The following is a 15020-nucleotide window of genomic DNA, read 5'->3' as shown; positions in this document are numbered from 1 at the left end:
CTTTTCCAAGGAACGGAAAAACAAGCCAACGACGAAATTCGATGTGTCATTTTCACCGGACTTTTTGAACAACCTCTTAAAAGACTGATTATTATACTACATTTTAAAAGGAAGAGAGGGGAGAGTCCTTGGATATAATTCTAGTTCAACTTATAACGGGCATTGCATATGGAATGCTGTACTTTATGATTGCAGCAGGGCTAACGATTATTCTGGGAGTTATGAATGTTGTCAATCTATCTCATGGAGCACTGTTCATGCTAGGATCCTATTTGGCCTTTACCTTTATTAGCAATGGGATTAACTTTTGGTTTGCACTAATACTATCCGCGATTTCAGTAGGGATATTTGGTATTATCCTTGAAAAAGTATTAATTAAACGTGTTTATGGTAAAGTGCTGCAACAAGTATTACTGACATTTGGTTTAATGCTTGTTATTGCTGACTCTGTCAAATGGATTTGGGGAACAGAAATGCAATTGATTCCAGCACCAGCAATACTTGATATGTCCATTCCAATTGGAGATATGGCATTCCCATTATTTCGTTTATTTGTCGTATTTGTTGGTTGTTTATTAGCAGTTTTACTATGGTATTTAGAAGCAAAGACACGTATAGGCGCAGTCATTCGTGCAGGGGTAGATGACCGTGCAATGGTTGGCGCTCTTGGTATTAATGTAGGAGTTGTATTTACAGGCGTATTTATCTTTGGAGCAGCTTTAGCTGGATTCAGTGGAGTATTAGGTGGGCCACTCTTAGGAATGTATACAGGAATGGACGCAGAGATCCTTGTCACATCCTTAATAGTTGTTGTAATAGGTGGTTTAGGTTCATGGAAGGGATCATTTATTGGGGCTTTAATTATTGGGGTTTTGGAAATATTCGGGAAAGTATGGTTTCCATCCTTATCCATGCTCATTGTATTCTTAATCATGATGGTTGTTTTAATCATTCGCCCTCAAGGTTTATTTGGAAGAGAGGTGGCATAATTGAAAAAAAATATTCTTTATGCTGTTTTGCTTCTCCTCGTCGTTTTCGTAGTACCACAAGTACTTTCTGATTTCGGAACGAATTTAACAACTGAAATTTTTATTATGGCCATGTTCGCCATGAGTTTGGGCTTAATTATGGGCTATGCTGGTTTAGATTCGCTGGGTCATGCTGCCTTTTTTGGAATTGGTGCCTATTCTGTTGCAATAATCGGGCAGGTTGTGACTAATACGTATTTAATCATTATTATAGCGGTTGCGATCGCTGGATTGCTTGCATTCATTACTGGAGCAGTATTTATCCGTACTTCTCAATTCTATTTCCTTATGATTACGCTTGCCTTTAGCCAATTGATATTTACTCTATTCTGGCAAATGAAGGATGTGACAGGTGGAGCGGACGGGATGTCTGTTTCCGCTATTATGAATCTAGGATTTGGTGACATATTTGATCCGCAAACCATGTATTATGTGATGGGAATTATTTTTGTCGCTGTCTTTATTTTACTAAGATTATTCGTGGAATCTCCAGCAGGAAAAATTACGAAAGGCGTCATGCAAAATGAAGGTCGTATGCGTGCACTAGGCTATGACGTTCGTGTTTATAAACTATTAGCCTATACCCTTTCCGGAGCATTAGCAGGGTTTGCTGGTTCACTCTATTCCTTCTACAATGTTTTCGTTTCTCCAGAGTTATCTGGTTGGCTGTTCTCTGGTCAAGTAATGATCATGGTTATCGTTGGGGGAGTAGGTACATTGCTTGGACCTGCCATTGGAGCGGCTGTATTCATCTTCCTACAAAACTTCATCAGTACCTATACGGAAAGATGGCCATTGATTTTGGGTGCTATCCTCATCTTCCTTGTCCTTCTTGGAAAAGGTGGAATCATCCAGTGGTTGAAATTAGGTATCGATATGAGTCTTAAAAGTAAACGCAAAAATAATAAAGTTTCCTCTACTAATACTAATCAAGCAGAAAAGGAGGAGGTTGTCAGTTGAGCTTACTAAAAGTAGACAAAATAAATAAATCATTTGGAACCCTCCAAGTACTACATGATGTATCGTTGGAAGTACAGCCAGGCGAACGCCATGTTATTATTGGTCCAAATGGTGCTGGGAAAACGACTCTTTTTAATTCTATAACAAACCATCTTCCTATTACTTCAGGAACGGTACATTTTGAAGGAAAAGATATTACAAATCTTCCTGCTCATAGATTAGTTCATTTGGGGATGTCACGAACATTTCAAAAGAATAATTTATTTGGTGATTTGACGGTAGAAGAAAATATTCATCTTGCCTTAACAGCCAAGAAAAAATATCGTCATGACGTATGGTTTTCCCTAACAAGTCGGTCTGATATAAAAAAAGAAACTAATCAGATATTAGAAGAATGGAAGATTACACATCGTCGAGACGTGAAAATAAATAATCTATCCTATGGAGAACAACGTTTACTAGAAGTACTATTGGCGATGGCTAGTAAACCAAAGCTTCTTTTATTAGATGAACCAACATCTGGAATGTCTCCGGCAGAAACAACTCAAACTTCCGAGATGATTCAAAGATTGCCGCGCACCATGGCGTTAGTAGTAATTGAACATGATATGGACGTAGTCTTTGCGATTGCAGATCGAATTACTGTTCTTCACCATGGTGAGCCAATATTAACTGGTGCACCAGAGGAAGTTAGAAATAGCGATATGGTAAATGAAATTTACTTCGGTGGAGGTGCGAAAAAACATGCTTGAGTTAAAAGATATTCATTCCTATTATGGAACAAGTCATATCCTTCAGGGGGTTACATTTACCGTTCCAAAGGGAAAATGTGTCGCACTTTTAGGACGAAATGGAGCAGGAAAAACAACAACGATTCATACGATATCTGGTCTGGTCAAATCAAAACGGGGTACCATCACTCTTAATGATAAACAGGTACAAGCTTTACCAACACACCAAATTTCTCGTCATGGTATAGGCTTAGTACCACAAGGAAGAAGAATATTTCCTTCCCTTACTATAAAAGAAAACTTAACGATGCCCGCTCAGAAAAGAAAAGGAAATAGTCAAGCAGTAGACTGGGATATCGACAAGGTTTATGAGCTATTCCCGATTCTTAAGGAACGCGAAAATAATATGGGGACGCAGCTATCCGGCGGACAGCAGCAAATGCTGGCAATTGGCAGGGCATTAATGACTAATCCGCAGTTTCTATTAATGGATGAGCCATCTGAAGGACTCGCCCCGGTTATTATTGACCAAGTGGGTGAGATCGTCTGTAAGCTGAAAGAGACCGGACTTTCGATATTAATGGTTGAGCAAAATATTTCACTTGCCTGCAGAGTAGCGGATGAAATCTTAATCATGAACAAGGGTACGATAGTTTGGAATGGGGCACCAAATGAATTGTTAGAAAATAAGGATATTCAGCATAAATATTTGGGAGTTTCATAGCTTCCAAAAAAGGTAGACTCCTATCTCGAGTCTACCTTTTGCATTATTTATTCCTTTTTGAAGAAACCTTTTATTATCTATCGGATCTCCAAAAATCTTTTATCATACCCTAACCTTTCAGAAGCTTCATTGCTTGCATTTATTACTTTTTTTAGAATATCCGGCACCCTATAATCTGGCATGCGTTGGAGAGGACCGACAACATTTATGGCAGAGATCACCTTCCCTGTATAATCACGAATGGGTGCTGAGACAGATCTTGTTCCTTCTGTTAATTCCTCGGTACTTATTGCATACCCTCTTTTTCGAATTAACTCCATTTCTTTCCGCAACTTATCGGGGTCTGTAATACTTTTACTTGTATAGGCATGCAATCCTTGTTCGATTGTCTTTTCAACAAGATTAGTTTCATCAAATGCAAGCAACACTTTCCCAGAGCTTGTGCAATATGCAGGGTTTTTTCTCCCAAGATGGGTGAGGATACGAACAGGATGACTGCATTCCTCCTTATGAATATAGATGGTGTCGAGACCATCCAGAATCGATAAATGTGCTGTTTCCCCGGTATCATGAACTAATTTATGTAGGAGCGGGGCTGCTTCTTTATGGATTTCCAAGTGATTTGTAACAATCCCGCCGAGTGTTAATACGGATAACCCAAGCTTGTACTTTCCATTCCTTGGATCTTTTACGACAAACCCTTCATGTGCAAGCGTTGCAAGTAAACGACTTACAGTACTTTTTGCTAGACCAAGAGACTCTGCGAGGTCACTCACCTTTTGTGTAGGTTCAAATGTAGAAAAACTTTTTAGAATACGAAGTGCATTTCTGACGGATGAGAGAATTTGTGGATCATTGCTTTTCTTAGACATTTTCCATTCCCCTTTCGTTAGCTGTTCCAGATAGCGGAACATAATATATGAATTAAATGCGAGCTAACCTACAAAAAACGATTATGTTTTAAATATTCTATCATTTAACTTTGGTTGTGTATACGGAAATGACGGCGTTTACAATTATTTTGATGGAATTTTCTACTTTTTCCAAAAATATTTTCTTCTGTTCCACATAGAGGAATCTAGCGCTTTTGTTTGCATTTTCTTGCCCATATAATAGGAATTAGTTCAGGAATGTAATCCTGTAATTAAAAACTATCTATATTTTTACAACAAATTATTTAAATAATTTGAATTACCCAAAAAGTGTAAGTGATTTCCGTTATGAAGTAATTTATTCGAAAACAAAGGGAAAATTGGAGGTATGAAAAATGACTTTATCAAATGCAAAACAAAAAGAGGTAGAACTTACTGAACTAGATTTGAAATTATCGAATGTTGCACACATTGGTCATGCATCAATCAATGTGACAAACCTCGAAAGATCTACATGGTTTTTCACTGAGGTTCTCGGACTGCATGTATCAGCAGAGGAAAATGATAAGGTTTATCTACGAGCATGGCAGGACTGGGACCATCATACATTGGTTCTCAATAAAGCTGATCAATCTGGGCTTGATCACTTTGGCTGGCGTGTTAACTCAGAAAAGTCACTATATGCATTCGAAAAAACATTAAAAGAGTCTGGAACAGAGTATAAGTGGATTGAAGGTGGTACTGAACTTGGACAGGGTGATGCCATCAAATTTCACAGCCCTGCTGGAATTCCTGTCGAGCTTTACTGGGAAATGGAGAAGTATTCGAATCCACTGACTGCTTCTAAATTGCCAAGTCATCCAATGAAATACACTGGGGTAGGTGCAGCACCTCGCCGCTTTGACCATGTAAACGTGATGGTGGATGATGTTGCAAAAGAACAAGAATGGTGGACTAATTTCCTAGGAATCCATCATCGGTACTATATCCAAAACGAAGCCGATGTTCGTCTTGGCTCATGGCTGAGCAAAACAAATATTGCACATGAAATTGCACTTATGCGTAACAGCAATCAAACAGGAGCACTCCTTCATCACGTTGCATACTTTCTAGATTCACCGGATGAATTACTTCGTGCACTGAATATAATGGCTGAAAATGACATCAAAATCGAGTGGGGACCAGGAAAGCATGGTACAAGCGGGGCACAATTCCTATATGCATTTGAGCCTTCTGGCAATCGGGTTGAACTGTGGACAGGTGGAATGCTTATTTTCGCACCAGACTGGGAGCCAATTGAGTGGCAATCAGGAACAGGACAATTTGGACTTGATATGTGGGGAAGCACACCACCAAAAAGCTACTTAACTTATGGTACAGAAATAAAGAGATAGATTGTTCGTTAGATTTAACTTTATTCAGTGGTGGCTTAAACCCCCACTGAATAAAGTTAAAGCCTCCGGCGGAAGCCACGATTTTTCAATGGAAATTTTTCGAGCAAGCTCGAAAAAAATCGGGCGCAAATACGCCAAGGCGCATTTGATTAAAGGAGGTTTTTTAGCTTTGGCAAAAAAGTTACGCGTTGATTTTCATACACATATCATTTCCGAGGATTTCCCTGACATGGCAGCGAAATATGCAGATGATCGATTTCCAATTCTAGAAATGACCTGCAGCTGTGGCGCTGAGATTAAGATCCAAGGTAAAACATTCAGGAAGTTAACTGACCAGACATGGGATCCTGAAAAGCGGATTGAAGATATGGACAATGAAGGTGTGGATATTCAGGTTCTATCACCGATTCCCGTTACTTTCGCCTACTGGTCTGATTCGCAGGCAGGATTGGAGCTTGCCCAGTCACAAAATGATTTTATCGCTTCAGTGGTAAAAAAGTACCCGGATCGATTTATTGGAATGGGCACCGTTCCACTTCAGGATGTGAAACAAGCGATAGCCGAGATGAAAAGGGCTGTTAATGAGCTAGGACTTAAATGTATTCAGATAGGATCGAATGTAAACGGAATGAATCTAGATGACGATTCCCTGTATCCTTTTTTTGAAGCCGCAGCAGAATTGAATGTTCCACTTTTTGTCCATCCATGGGCAACATTAGGAAGAGAAAGACTGCAACGTTTTAATTCAATGTATACAGTCGGCATGCCATCAGAAACTGCCTTAGCAGCAGGAAGTATCATTATGAGTGGGATGCTAGATAAGCTACCAAAATTAAAAATTTGTTTTGCACATGGTGGGGGGGCACTGCCTTACATTCTTCCAAGAATGGATAAAGGTTGGGAAGTCTGGCCAGATACACGGAATACAGAAAACCCCCCAAGCTTCTATGCGAAAAAGCTGTATTACGATTCACTTGTGTACGATGCGGATAACTTGAAATTTATGATAGAACGATTTGGGGCAAAGCAAATTATTGCCGGATCTGATTATCCATTCCTACTACGTGAAAAGCCGGTTGGAAAGGTGATCGATACCCTTGAGGAAATTTCCGAAGAGGATGCAAAATTAATGCTTGGACAAAATGCTTTGGATTTTCTTGGATTGAATGAATTAGTTAATAATTGAATCGTAATAACGGAGGGAAGATGTACCATGCGGAAGGAACTCGCATGGTACATTTTTTTTGTATTATGTTAAAGGTTGTTCGAAAATAATCGCGATGTATTTAAAGACTTCCTCAAAGTGTTAAAATAAGGGATATAGTTGCTATTTAAAATTAGAGTTATGGAGGTGAGCCCATGATCTACATCGGTGTAACTGGCTGGGGGGACCATGATAGTCTATATGCCGCTGGAACCTCGCCAAGGGATAAACTAAAGGAATATGCTGGTCATTTTCCAATCGTTGAGGTAGATGCATCCTTCTACGCGATACAACCTAAACGAAACGTAGAAAAGTGGGTTAAAAACACACCCGAATCCTTTCAATTCATTGTTAAAGCCTATCAAGGGATGACAGGGCATCAGCGCGGTGAAATTCCATTTGAATCAAGAAAAGACATGTTTGATGCTTTTCGTTTGTCACTTGAACCGTATCAGCAGGCAAACAAGCTCGCCATGGTTTTATTCCAATTTCCACCGTGGTATGATTGTAAACGTGAAAATGTAGACTATATAAGATGGTGTAAGGACCAAATGGGGGATATCCCAGTAGCTCTTGAATTTCGCAATCAATCTTGGTTCTCACCACAACTGCACGATCAAACCTTATTATTTATGGAACAAGAAGGCTGGATTCATAGTATCTGTGACGAACCACAGGCAGGTTCTGGGTCAATCCCAAAGGTCCTTCATCCAACAAACCAACAGAAAACACTAGTGAGATTCCACGGTCGCAATGTTCATGGATGGACAAGGCCAAACGAAGGCAATTGGCGTGATGTCAGGTACTTATATAAGTATAATAAAAAAGAGCTAGAAGAATGGATTGACCATATCCATAAGCTTAGTCAAGAAAGTGAAACTATCTATGTGTTATTTAATAATAACTCTGGTGGAGATGCGGCAGACAATGCTAAACAATTTATCGACATGCTCGGAATCAAATACCAGGGTCTTGCTCCACGGCAGTTAGACTTTTTTAGTTAACAAAGAAATGAATGGAGGTGAAGGGATTGGTTGAAACAGTACATATTTATCACACAAACGATCTCCATAGCCATTTTGACAGATGGCCGAAAATCACAAAATACATAACGGAGATGAGGCAGCTTCACCAACAAGACAATGAAGAAATGCTATTAATCGATATCGGAGACCATATTGATCGCTTTCACCCGATTTCAGAAGCTTCCTATGGAAAAACGAATGTTAAGCTATTAAACCAGCTCCAATATGAATATGCAACAATCGGAAACANNGGGATTACAATGTCATATGAACATCTCGATTCCTTATATGAAGAAGCTGAATTTAAAGTTTTGCTAGCAAATCTTTTTGACGAAAACGGCAATATGCCAAACTGGGCTCAACCCTATGATATTTATGTTTTACCAAGCGGTTTTAAAATTGGAATAATAGGTTTAACCGTTCATTATATTGGTTTGTATAAGTTACTTGGCTGGAACATCAAAGACGCACTTGTCGTGTTAAGGGAAACAATTGATGAACTAAAAAATAAAACAGATATGATTCTGTTAATGTCACATTTAGGGATTAATGAAGACAAACAAATCGCCAGAGACTTCCCTGAAGTTGACGTCCTCCTTGGTGGGCATACACATCACCTTTTGGAAAACGGAAAACGTATTAACAATACACTACTATGCTGTGCGCAAAAATACGGGAATTACATTGGTCATGTCACGCTGAAAATTGATACGGAACAAAAAAAGCTTATCGAAAGTACTGCAAATGTAATCCCAACAAAACCACTTCCAGAGAGCAAAGAAACGAATGAAATCCTTTCACAATACTTATTGGAAAGCACACAAATCTTAAGAAACGATATAATTGCAGAAATAGATAAACCACTCATTAGTGATTGGTTTGCTAAGACCTCTTTTTCTGTGCTTTTGGCTGAAGTGCTCCGGGAATGGTGTGATGGAGAGATATCAATGGTCAATGCAGGTCTGTTGCTTGATTCGCTTCCAGTTGGAAAAGTAACAAGAGAAGACCTGCATCGAATTTGCCCACACCCAATCAATCCATGTAAGGTTTGGGTAAAAGGCGATGAACTAAAAGAAATCATTTTACAGGCGAACACAGAGGAAATGGAAAACCTCAGAATTAAAGGTCTTGGCTTCCGTGGAAAGGTCATGGGAAAAATGGTTTATGACGGAGTAGAGCTTGAAACGACAGAGCTATCAGATGGGGAAGACCATATCACTGATATAAAAATCAATGGTGAACAGCTTAATCCAGATAAAACATATTCAATTGCAACTATTGATATGTTCACGTTCGGATTACTTTTTCCAGCCATACGGGATGCAAAGGATAAAAAATATTATATGCCAGAATTCTTGCGCGATCTTTTAGCCGAAAAAATAAGATCAATCGGTAATACAGACTAAGCTTCCTAGCCAAAAGATGTACGCAAAAGATAGGTAAATGACAAGCACCCATTTCTAACACAATTTACTTTCCCTATACATAAATTAGTAAGGAAAGGAGTGTGCTAGGAATGGTCTCAATGACACCAATATTGATTAATAATCATCAATTTACAGCCATTACCGTTAAACTACCTAAGACAAACTTTATGGCAGTTACAAATGAAAATGGCTATATTATGTGCGGAGCTCTCGACGTTGCTCTATTAAATGAAAAACTTAAAGAACGAGGCATTATTGCTGGTCGAGCAGTTGGTGTTCGTACTATCGAGCAATTACTGGATGCCCCTCTTGAATCAATCACATACGAAGCCGAGAACCGAGGCATAACAATCGGAATGAAAGGCAAAGACGCCTTATTAAAAATGATCTAAAACCTAGAAGGTATTCATATAAAAAACATTACCACCTAATTCTTGTCTAAAGAAAATAATTATCGTACATCCCCCCTTACTTGCATACATATAGCATGTAAGGGGGGATTTCGTTTGGCAAAATTCAGACATCGCCTACAACCAAGAAGGAAAGGGCCCTTGCCTTTTCGTTACGTCTTTTTACTAACAATAGTCTTTTTTATCTTCTCGACAATAATCGGATTATTTATTATTAATAAAGCAATTGAGCCTGCACTTATGGCTTATGCTGAAAATGAAACAAAGCAGGTTGCCGCTACTGTTATCAAAAATGCAATTAACAAACAAATAAATGAGGAAGAATTGATTCAAGAAGAATTAAGCATTGTTCAAACAGATGAAACGGGGAAGGTAATTAGTTACAACACTCAAGTCGTTAACAAGATGGCAACTAAAACACTTGGAAATATTGAGAAATACTTAAAGTATGTCAATGAAGGGGACATTAATAAACTTGAATACCCTGATTTAGAAATTGAAAAAGATAAGGCGACAGGGCAAACAGGATTTGTCTTTAATGTACCCTTAGGAGAAGCAACAAACAATGCTATCTTAGGTAACTTAGGTCCGGAGATTCCGATACGGTTCCATATGGTCGGTTTTGGAGAAACAACGCCACAAGGAAGAATTGACGAGTGGGGAATTAATAATGGCTGGTTTCAATACAATGTGTTGGCAACTGTGACAATGCAGGTTATTTTACCATTTTCAACAGGAGAGATTGAAATCGAGACCATCATTCCTGTTATCAATCAAAATATTTTGCACGATGTTCCAGAGTTCTATAACAATGGCGGTGAATCTTCACCTTCTATTGAATTCCCGACAAATTAACAATTAAATAGTATGAATGAGACGAGGAAATTAGGAACCTTGTCTCTTTATTGTGAAATGTAATTTCATTCTAGTAAAATTATTTTGAAATAGTTAGATTGTTCCTAAAATAATGTTTTGACAGACTAGTTAGAAAATAATATACTATGCTTATATTAAGTAGTCAGAAATATTAAAATTCCTAATAGCTCTATAAATTAGGAAAATAGCCTGACTTTTGTAAGGAGGTTAGATTATACTCATCTATTAATCTAGCTTGAAATACCTTTCTAGAAAATAAATTAATTGAACAATCAGAAAAGAGATGAGGGGAAAAGAAATGGTTTATAAGAAAAAGATTACTTCAGTCTTAATGGCTACAACGCTAATGGCTGGAATCCTTGCTGGCTGTGGAAGCACTGATAAAGCTGGCTCAGGAGATTCAGGTTCTACTAAAGGCGGAGATACAATTAAAATTGGTGCTAACCTAGAGCTTTCTGGTCAAGTTGCATCTTATGGATCTGGAATTGCGGATGGAATTGATCTTGCTGTTGATGAAATCAACGCAGAAGGCGGTGTTGATGGCAAACAGATTGAAATCGTGAAAGTTGATAATAAATCTGATGGATCCGAAGCAACAAACGCTGCTATTAAATTAACAAGCAAGGATAATGTTACGGCAATTATCGGAGCGGCTACAAGCGGGAACACTGTGGCACAGGCGCAAATTGCGAATGGTAGTAAAACAGTTCTAATTTCACCATCTGGTACAAGCCCAACAGTAACGGTAAAAGAAGATGGATCAGTAAATGAGTATGTATTCCGTACTGCTTTTATTGACCCGTTCCAAGGAACAGTTGCGGCAAACTTTGCTCTAAATGATCTTAAAGTAAAAAATGTTGCAATTTACGCAGATAATGCGAGTGATTATGCAAAAGGTCTTGCTGCTTCATTCAAAGAAACTTTCGAAGCTGCTGGAGGTAAAATTGTTGCTGAAGAATCATATGTAGCGAAGGATACAGATTTCCGTTCGATATTGACTCGTATTAAAGCGGCAAATCCAGAGTTTATCTTCATTCCTGGTTACTATGAAGAGGTTGGTCTAATTGTAAAGCAAGCAAGGGAAATGGGAATTGATGTTCCATTAATGGGAGCTGACGGTTGGGATTCTCCAAAGCTAGTTGAACTTGCAGGTGCTGATGCATTAAATAATACATTTATTATTAATCACTATTCTTCTGGTGATCCCGATAAAACAATTCAAGAGTTTGTTAAAGCATTTGGAGATAAGTATAAAGGGAAATCACCTGATGCTTTCAATGCCCTTGGGTATGATACAGTTTACCTTCTTGTTGATGCAATGAAGCGTGCAGGCAGCACGTCTGATTCAGAGAAAATTAAGGATGCCCTTGCAGCAACAAAAGATTTATCTTTAATTACTGGAACAATTACAGTTGACGAAAATCACCATCTAATTAAATCTGCATCCGTTTTAGAATATGTGGATGGTAAGCAACAATTCAAATCTAAAGTTAATCCTTAGATTAACCTAGAGTGAGATGGGGGGATTATCGATCCTCCCATTTTTCTTTCTTACAGTTACGATAATTGTCGGATTACGCAGAAAAATTATTACCAACAACGCAACGCCGCTTTTCTTAATTCAATGTCTAGCTCCAGGCGCCATCGGCTCGAGGTCATAAGTCAATCACTTCGGAAGGTAAAAATCACCTTCTGTCAGTGCTTGTCTTATGCTTGTCGCCGATAAGCGGGCGCCTTGCGCTTTTCTTATTAGGGGTGAGAGTTCATGGAATGGGTACAGCAATTAGTAAACGGTATTTCACTCGGCAGTATTTATGCACTAATCGCCCTTGGGTATACGATGGTATACGGAATTATAAAATTAATTAACTTTGCTCATGGTGATGTTTTTATGATTGGTGCATTTATTGGTTTTTACGCTATTACGGGATGGGGACTGGGATTTTTCCCGGCATTATTATTGGCCATGACTGTTTGTGCCATATTTGGAGTTCTTATTGAAAGAATCGCCTATAAGCGGTTGCGGAATGCAACGCGGATAGCGGCCTTAATTACGGCAATCGGTGTCTCCCTACTCATCGAATACGGAGTAATCTATGTTCGTGGCGCACAGCCAGAAGCATATCCCAATGTATTACCAAACAAATCATTTGAATTTTTCGGTGCACAAATTAGCAGCCAATCATTATTAATCCTTTGCGTTTCAATCATTTTAATGATTATTTTGCAATTTATTGTTCATAAAACGAAAATTGGTAAGGCAATGCGTGCGGTCTCTCATGATATGGATGCGGCACGTTTGATGGGGATTAATGTGAACAATACCATATCAGCAACTTTTGCGATTGGTTCAGCAATGGCAGGGGCTGCGGGCGTTATTTTCGGTGTATATTATACAAAAATTGATCCATTAATGGGAATCATTCCGGGGTTGAAAGCATTCGTTGCTGCCGTTTTAGGCGGAATTGGGATTATTCCTGGGGCAATGGTTGGCGGGCTTGTTCTCGGTGTAGTTGAAACAGTTGTAAGTGCATTAGGTTTTTCTCTATGGCGAGATGCAGCAGCCTTTATCATTCTCATTTTAATTCTATTATTTAGACCGTCAGGCATCTTTGGTAAAAATGCTAGAGAGAAAGTGTAGGTGAAAAAATGATGAAAAAGGCAAAAGGATTTTGGCTGTTTTTAATTTTATCAATCGTTATATATGGTACTGTGCAATTTCTTATTAATGCTGGAATCTTGGATCTATTTTATTCTAATACACTCATCTTTATTGGCATTAACATCATTTTGGCAGTCAGTCTTCATTTAGTCATTGGGATTACAGGACAATTTTCGATTGGACATGCTGGATTTTTAGCGGTAGGGGCTTATATATCTGCCATCATTACGATGAAGCTTCACCTCCCATTTCCAGTTGCATTATTAGTTGGTGGAATTGTAGCCGCTTTAGCTGGTCTCATCGTTGGAATACCAAGTCTTCGTCTAAAAGGTGATTATCTGGCAATTGCCACTTTAGGATTCGGGGAAATCATTCGGATTGTGTTCTTAAATATTGATTATGTAGGCGGAGCAGCAGGAATGCAGGTTTCCCATTTTACAACTTGGACCTATACGTTTATCTGCTTATTTATTACTATCATCGTTATTGTGAACTTTACCAATTCTAGACACGGGCGGGCTTGTATTTCTGTACGTGAAAATGAAATTGCTGCTGACGCGATGGGAATAAATACAACGTACTATAAGGTAATTGCGTTTGCACTGGGATCCTTTTTTGCGGGTATTGCTGGAGGATTGTACGCACATAATTTTTATATCATCCAGCCGACAAACTTTGGTTTTCTAAAATCATTTGATATTCTTATTTTTGTCGTTTTAGGTGGGCTTGGAAGCTTATCAGGTGCCGTTATTTCAGCAATCTTATTAACTTTAGTATCAACTTTCTTGCAGGATTATCCAGAGACAAGAATGATTTTATACAGCCTTATACTAGTTATCGTCATGCTATATCGTCCTCAAGGATTAATGGGCACGCGTGAAATTACAGATTATTTCAAGTGGAAAAGCGCGAAAGGAGGTAGCTAGGATGAGTCAATCACCATTACTTCAGGTTCGTGATGCTGGTATTCAGTTTGGCGGGCTTAAAGCAGTTTCTGGCTTTAATATGGAGATCAATGAAGGAGAACTTGTTGGGCTTATCGGTCCAAATGGAGCCGGAAAAACAACAAGCTTTAATCTGCTAACTGGTGTTTATGTGCCAACAGAAGGAGACATTCTGTTAGAAGGAAAGCGTCTTAACGGCTTGCCTCCTTATAAGGTAACACGACTTGGTATTAGCCGAACGTTCCAAAATATACGTCTCTTTAATGAGCTATCTGTTTTAGATAATGTTAAGGTTGCTTACCATTCATTGGCAAAGCATTCTATCATTAGCTCGATCCTAAGACTTCCCTCCCATTTCTCCGGGGAAAAAGAGATGGAAGAAAAATCGATCGAGTTTTTGAAGATATTTAAATTAGAAACCTTTAAAGATGAAATAGCAAAAAATCTTCCGTATGGCCAGCAAAGGAGATTAGAAATTGCCCGAGCTTTAGCAGCGGGTCCCAAGTTATTATTGCTTGATGAACCGGCTGCTGGAATGAATCCTCAAGAAACACAACAATTGATGGAGTTAATTGCTCATATCCGGAATGAATTAAATATAACGATTTTATTGATTGAACATGATATGAATTTAGTTATGGGTATTTGCGAGCGGATTTATGTATTAGATCATGGTCAGCTTATTGCGCAAGGAACACCGGAGGAGATTCGTAATCATCCGAAAGTCATCGAGGCTTACTTAGGCGAGGAGGTTACAAAATGA

15 protein-coding genes are annotated in these 15020 nt (G+C 38.7%); 14 read left to right on the top strand and 1 reads right to left on the bottom strand.

Features of this window, described 5'->3' with window-relative positions:
* Positions 1-128: 128 nt before the first annotated feature.
* Genes V7147_RS05275 through V7147_RS05260 form a run of 4 tightly spaced genes read left to right on the top strand, consistent with a single transcriptional unit; the run spans position 129 to position 3443 of the window.
* The gene (locus V7147_RS05275) at positions 129-989 is read left to right on the top strand and encodes a branched-chain amino acid ABC transporter permease (protein ID WP_335366813.1); all 861 of its coding nucleotides are present in this window, start codon (positions 129-131) and stop codon (positions 987-989) included.
* On the top strand, positions 990-1988 hold the full coding sequence (locus V7147_RS05270; protein ID WP_335366812.1) for a branched-chain amino acid ABC transporter permease: 999 nt from the start codon (positions 990-992) through the stop codon (positions 1986-1988).
* Positions 1985-2740, top strand: coding sequence for an ABC transporter ATP-binding protein (locus tag V7147_RS05265; protein ID WP_335366811.1), 756 nt, complete (start codon positions 1985-1987; stop codon positions 2738-2740). Before V7147_RS05270 ends, V7147_RS05265 begins: the two co-directional genes overlap by 4 nt.
* A complete protein-coding gene (locus tag V7147_RS05260; protein ID WP_335366810.1) occupies positions 2733-3443 on the top strand; it encodes an ABC transporter ATP-binding protein in 711 nt (236 codons plus the stop codon). The genes V7147_RS05265 and V7147_RS05260 overlap by 8 nt, the downstream gene beginning before the upstream one ends.
* Before the next feature lie 77 nt (positions 3444-3520).
* Here the strand turns inward: V7147_RS05260 and V7147_RS05255 are convergent, their stop codons facing one another.
* Positions 3521-4315: an IclR family transcriptional regulator gene (locus V7147_RS05255; protein ID WP_335366809.1), complete on the bottom strand. Its 795-nt coding sequence runs from the start codon at positions 4313-4315 to the stop codon at positions 3521-3523.
* A gap of 395 nt (positions 4316-4710) precedes the next feature.
* Between V7147_RS05255 and V7147_RS05250 the strand changes: the two genes are divergently transcribed.
* From V7147_RS05250 to V7147_RS05205, 10 genes are all read left to right on the top strand, one after another.
* Positions 4711-5709 (top strand): VOC family protein, encoded by a 999-nt coding sequence (locus tag V7147_RS05250; RefSeq protein ID WP_335366808.1) that lies wholly within the window; start codon positions 4711-4713, stop codon positions 5707-5709.
* A 169-nt stretch (positions 5710-5878) separates the two neighbouring features.
* Positions 5879-6895: an amidohydrolase family protein gene (locus V7147_RS05245; protein WP_335366807.1), complete on the top strand. Its 1017-nt coding sequence runs from the start codon at positions 5879-5881 to the stop codon at positions 6893-6895.
* A 173-nt stretch (positions 6896-7068) separates the two neighbouring features.
* Positions 7069-7917: a DUF72 domain-containing protein gene (locus V7147_RS05240; RefSeq protein ID WP_335366806.1), complete on the top strand. Its 849-nt coding sequence runs from the start codon at positions 7069-7071 to the stop codon at positions 7915-7917.
* Between the two features lie 11 nt (positions 7918-7928).
* Positions 7929-9344 carry a bifunctional metallophosphatase/5'-nucleotidase gene (locus V7147_RS05235; RefSeq protein WP_438824549.1) on the top strand — a complete coding sequence of 472 codons (1416 nt, stop codon included), beginning with the start codon at positions 7929-7931 and terminating at the stop codon, positions 9342-9344.
* Between the two features lie 110 nt (positions 9345-9454).
* Entirely contained in the window at positions 9455-9757 is a 303-nt protein-coding gene (locus V7147_RS05230; RefSeq protein ID WP_335366804.1) for a YunC family protein, read from the top strand.
* A gap of 114 nt (positions 9758-9871) precedes the next feature.
* Entirely contained in the window at positions 9872-10630 is a 759-nt protein-coding gene (gene yunB, locus V7147_RS05225; protein ID WP_335366803.1) for a sporulation protein YunB, read from the top strand.
* 319 nt (positions 10631-10949) lie between these two features.
* Complete coding sequence (locus V7147_RS05220) at positions 10950-12152, top strand: ABC transporter substrate-binding protein (RefSeq protein ID WP_335366802.1); 1203 nt, start codon at positions 10950-10952, stop codon at positions 12150-12152.
* Positions 12153-12416: 264 nt separating this feature from the next.
* A complete protein-coding gene (locus V7147_RS05215) occupies positions 12417-13292 on the top strand; it encodes a branched-chain amino acid ABC transporter permease (RefSeq protein ID WP_335366801.1) in 876 nt (291 codons plus the stop codon).
* An 11-nt stretch (positions 13293-13303) separates the two neighbouring features.
* Complete coding sequence (locus V7147_RS05210) at positions 13304-14239, top strand: branched-chain amino acid ABC transporter permease (protein ID WP_335366800.1); 936 nt, start codon at positions 13304-13306, stop codon at positions 14237-14239.
* Position 14240: 1 nt separating this feature from the next.
* Positions 14241-15020 (top strand): ABC transporter ATP-binding protein, encoded by a 780-nt coding sequence (locus V7147_RS05205; RefSeq protein WP_335366799.1) that lies wholly within the window; start codon positions 14241-14243, stop codon positions 15018-15020.

Origin of the sequence: Bacillus sp. JJ1521 (genome assembly GCF_036965165.1) — a bacterium.
GTDB lineage: Bacteria > Bacillota > Bacilli > Bacillales > Bacillaceae_L > Ferdinandcohnia.
This window is presented reverse-complemented; position numbering and strand designations above follow the sequence as displayed.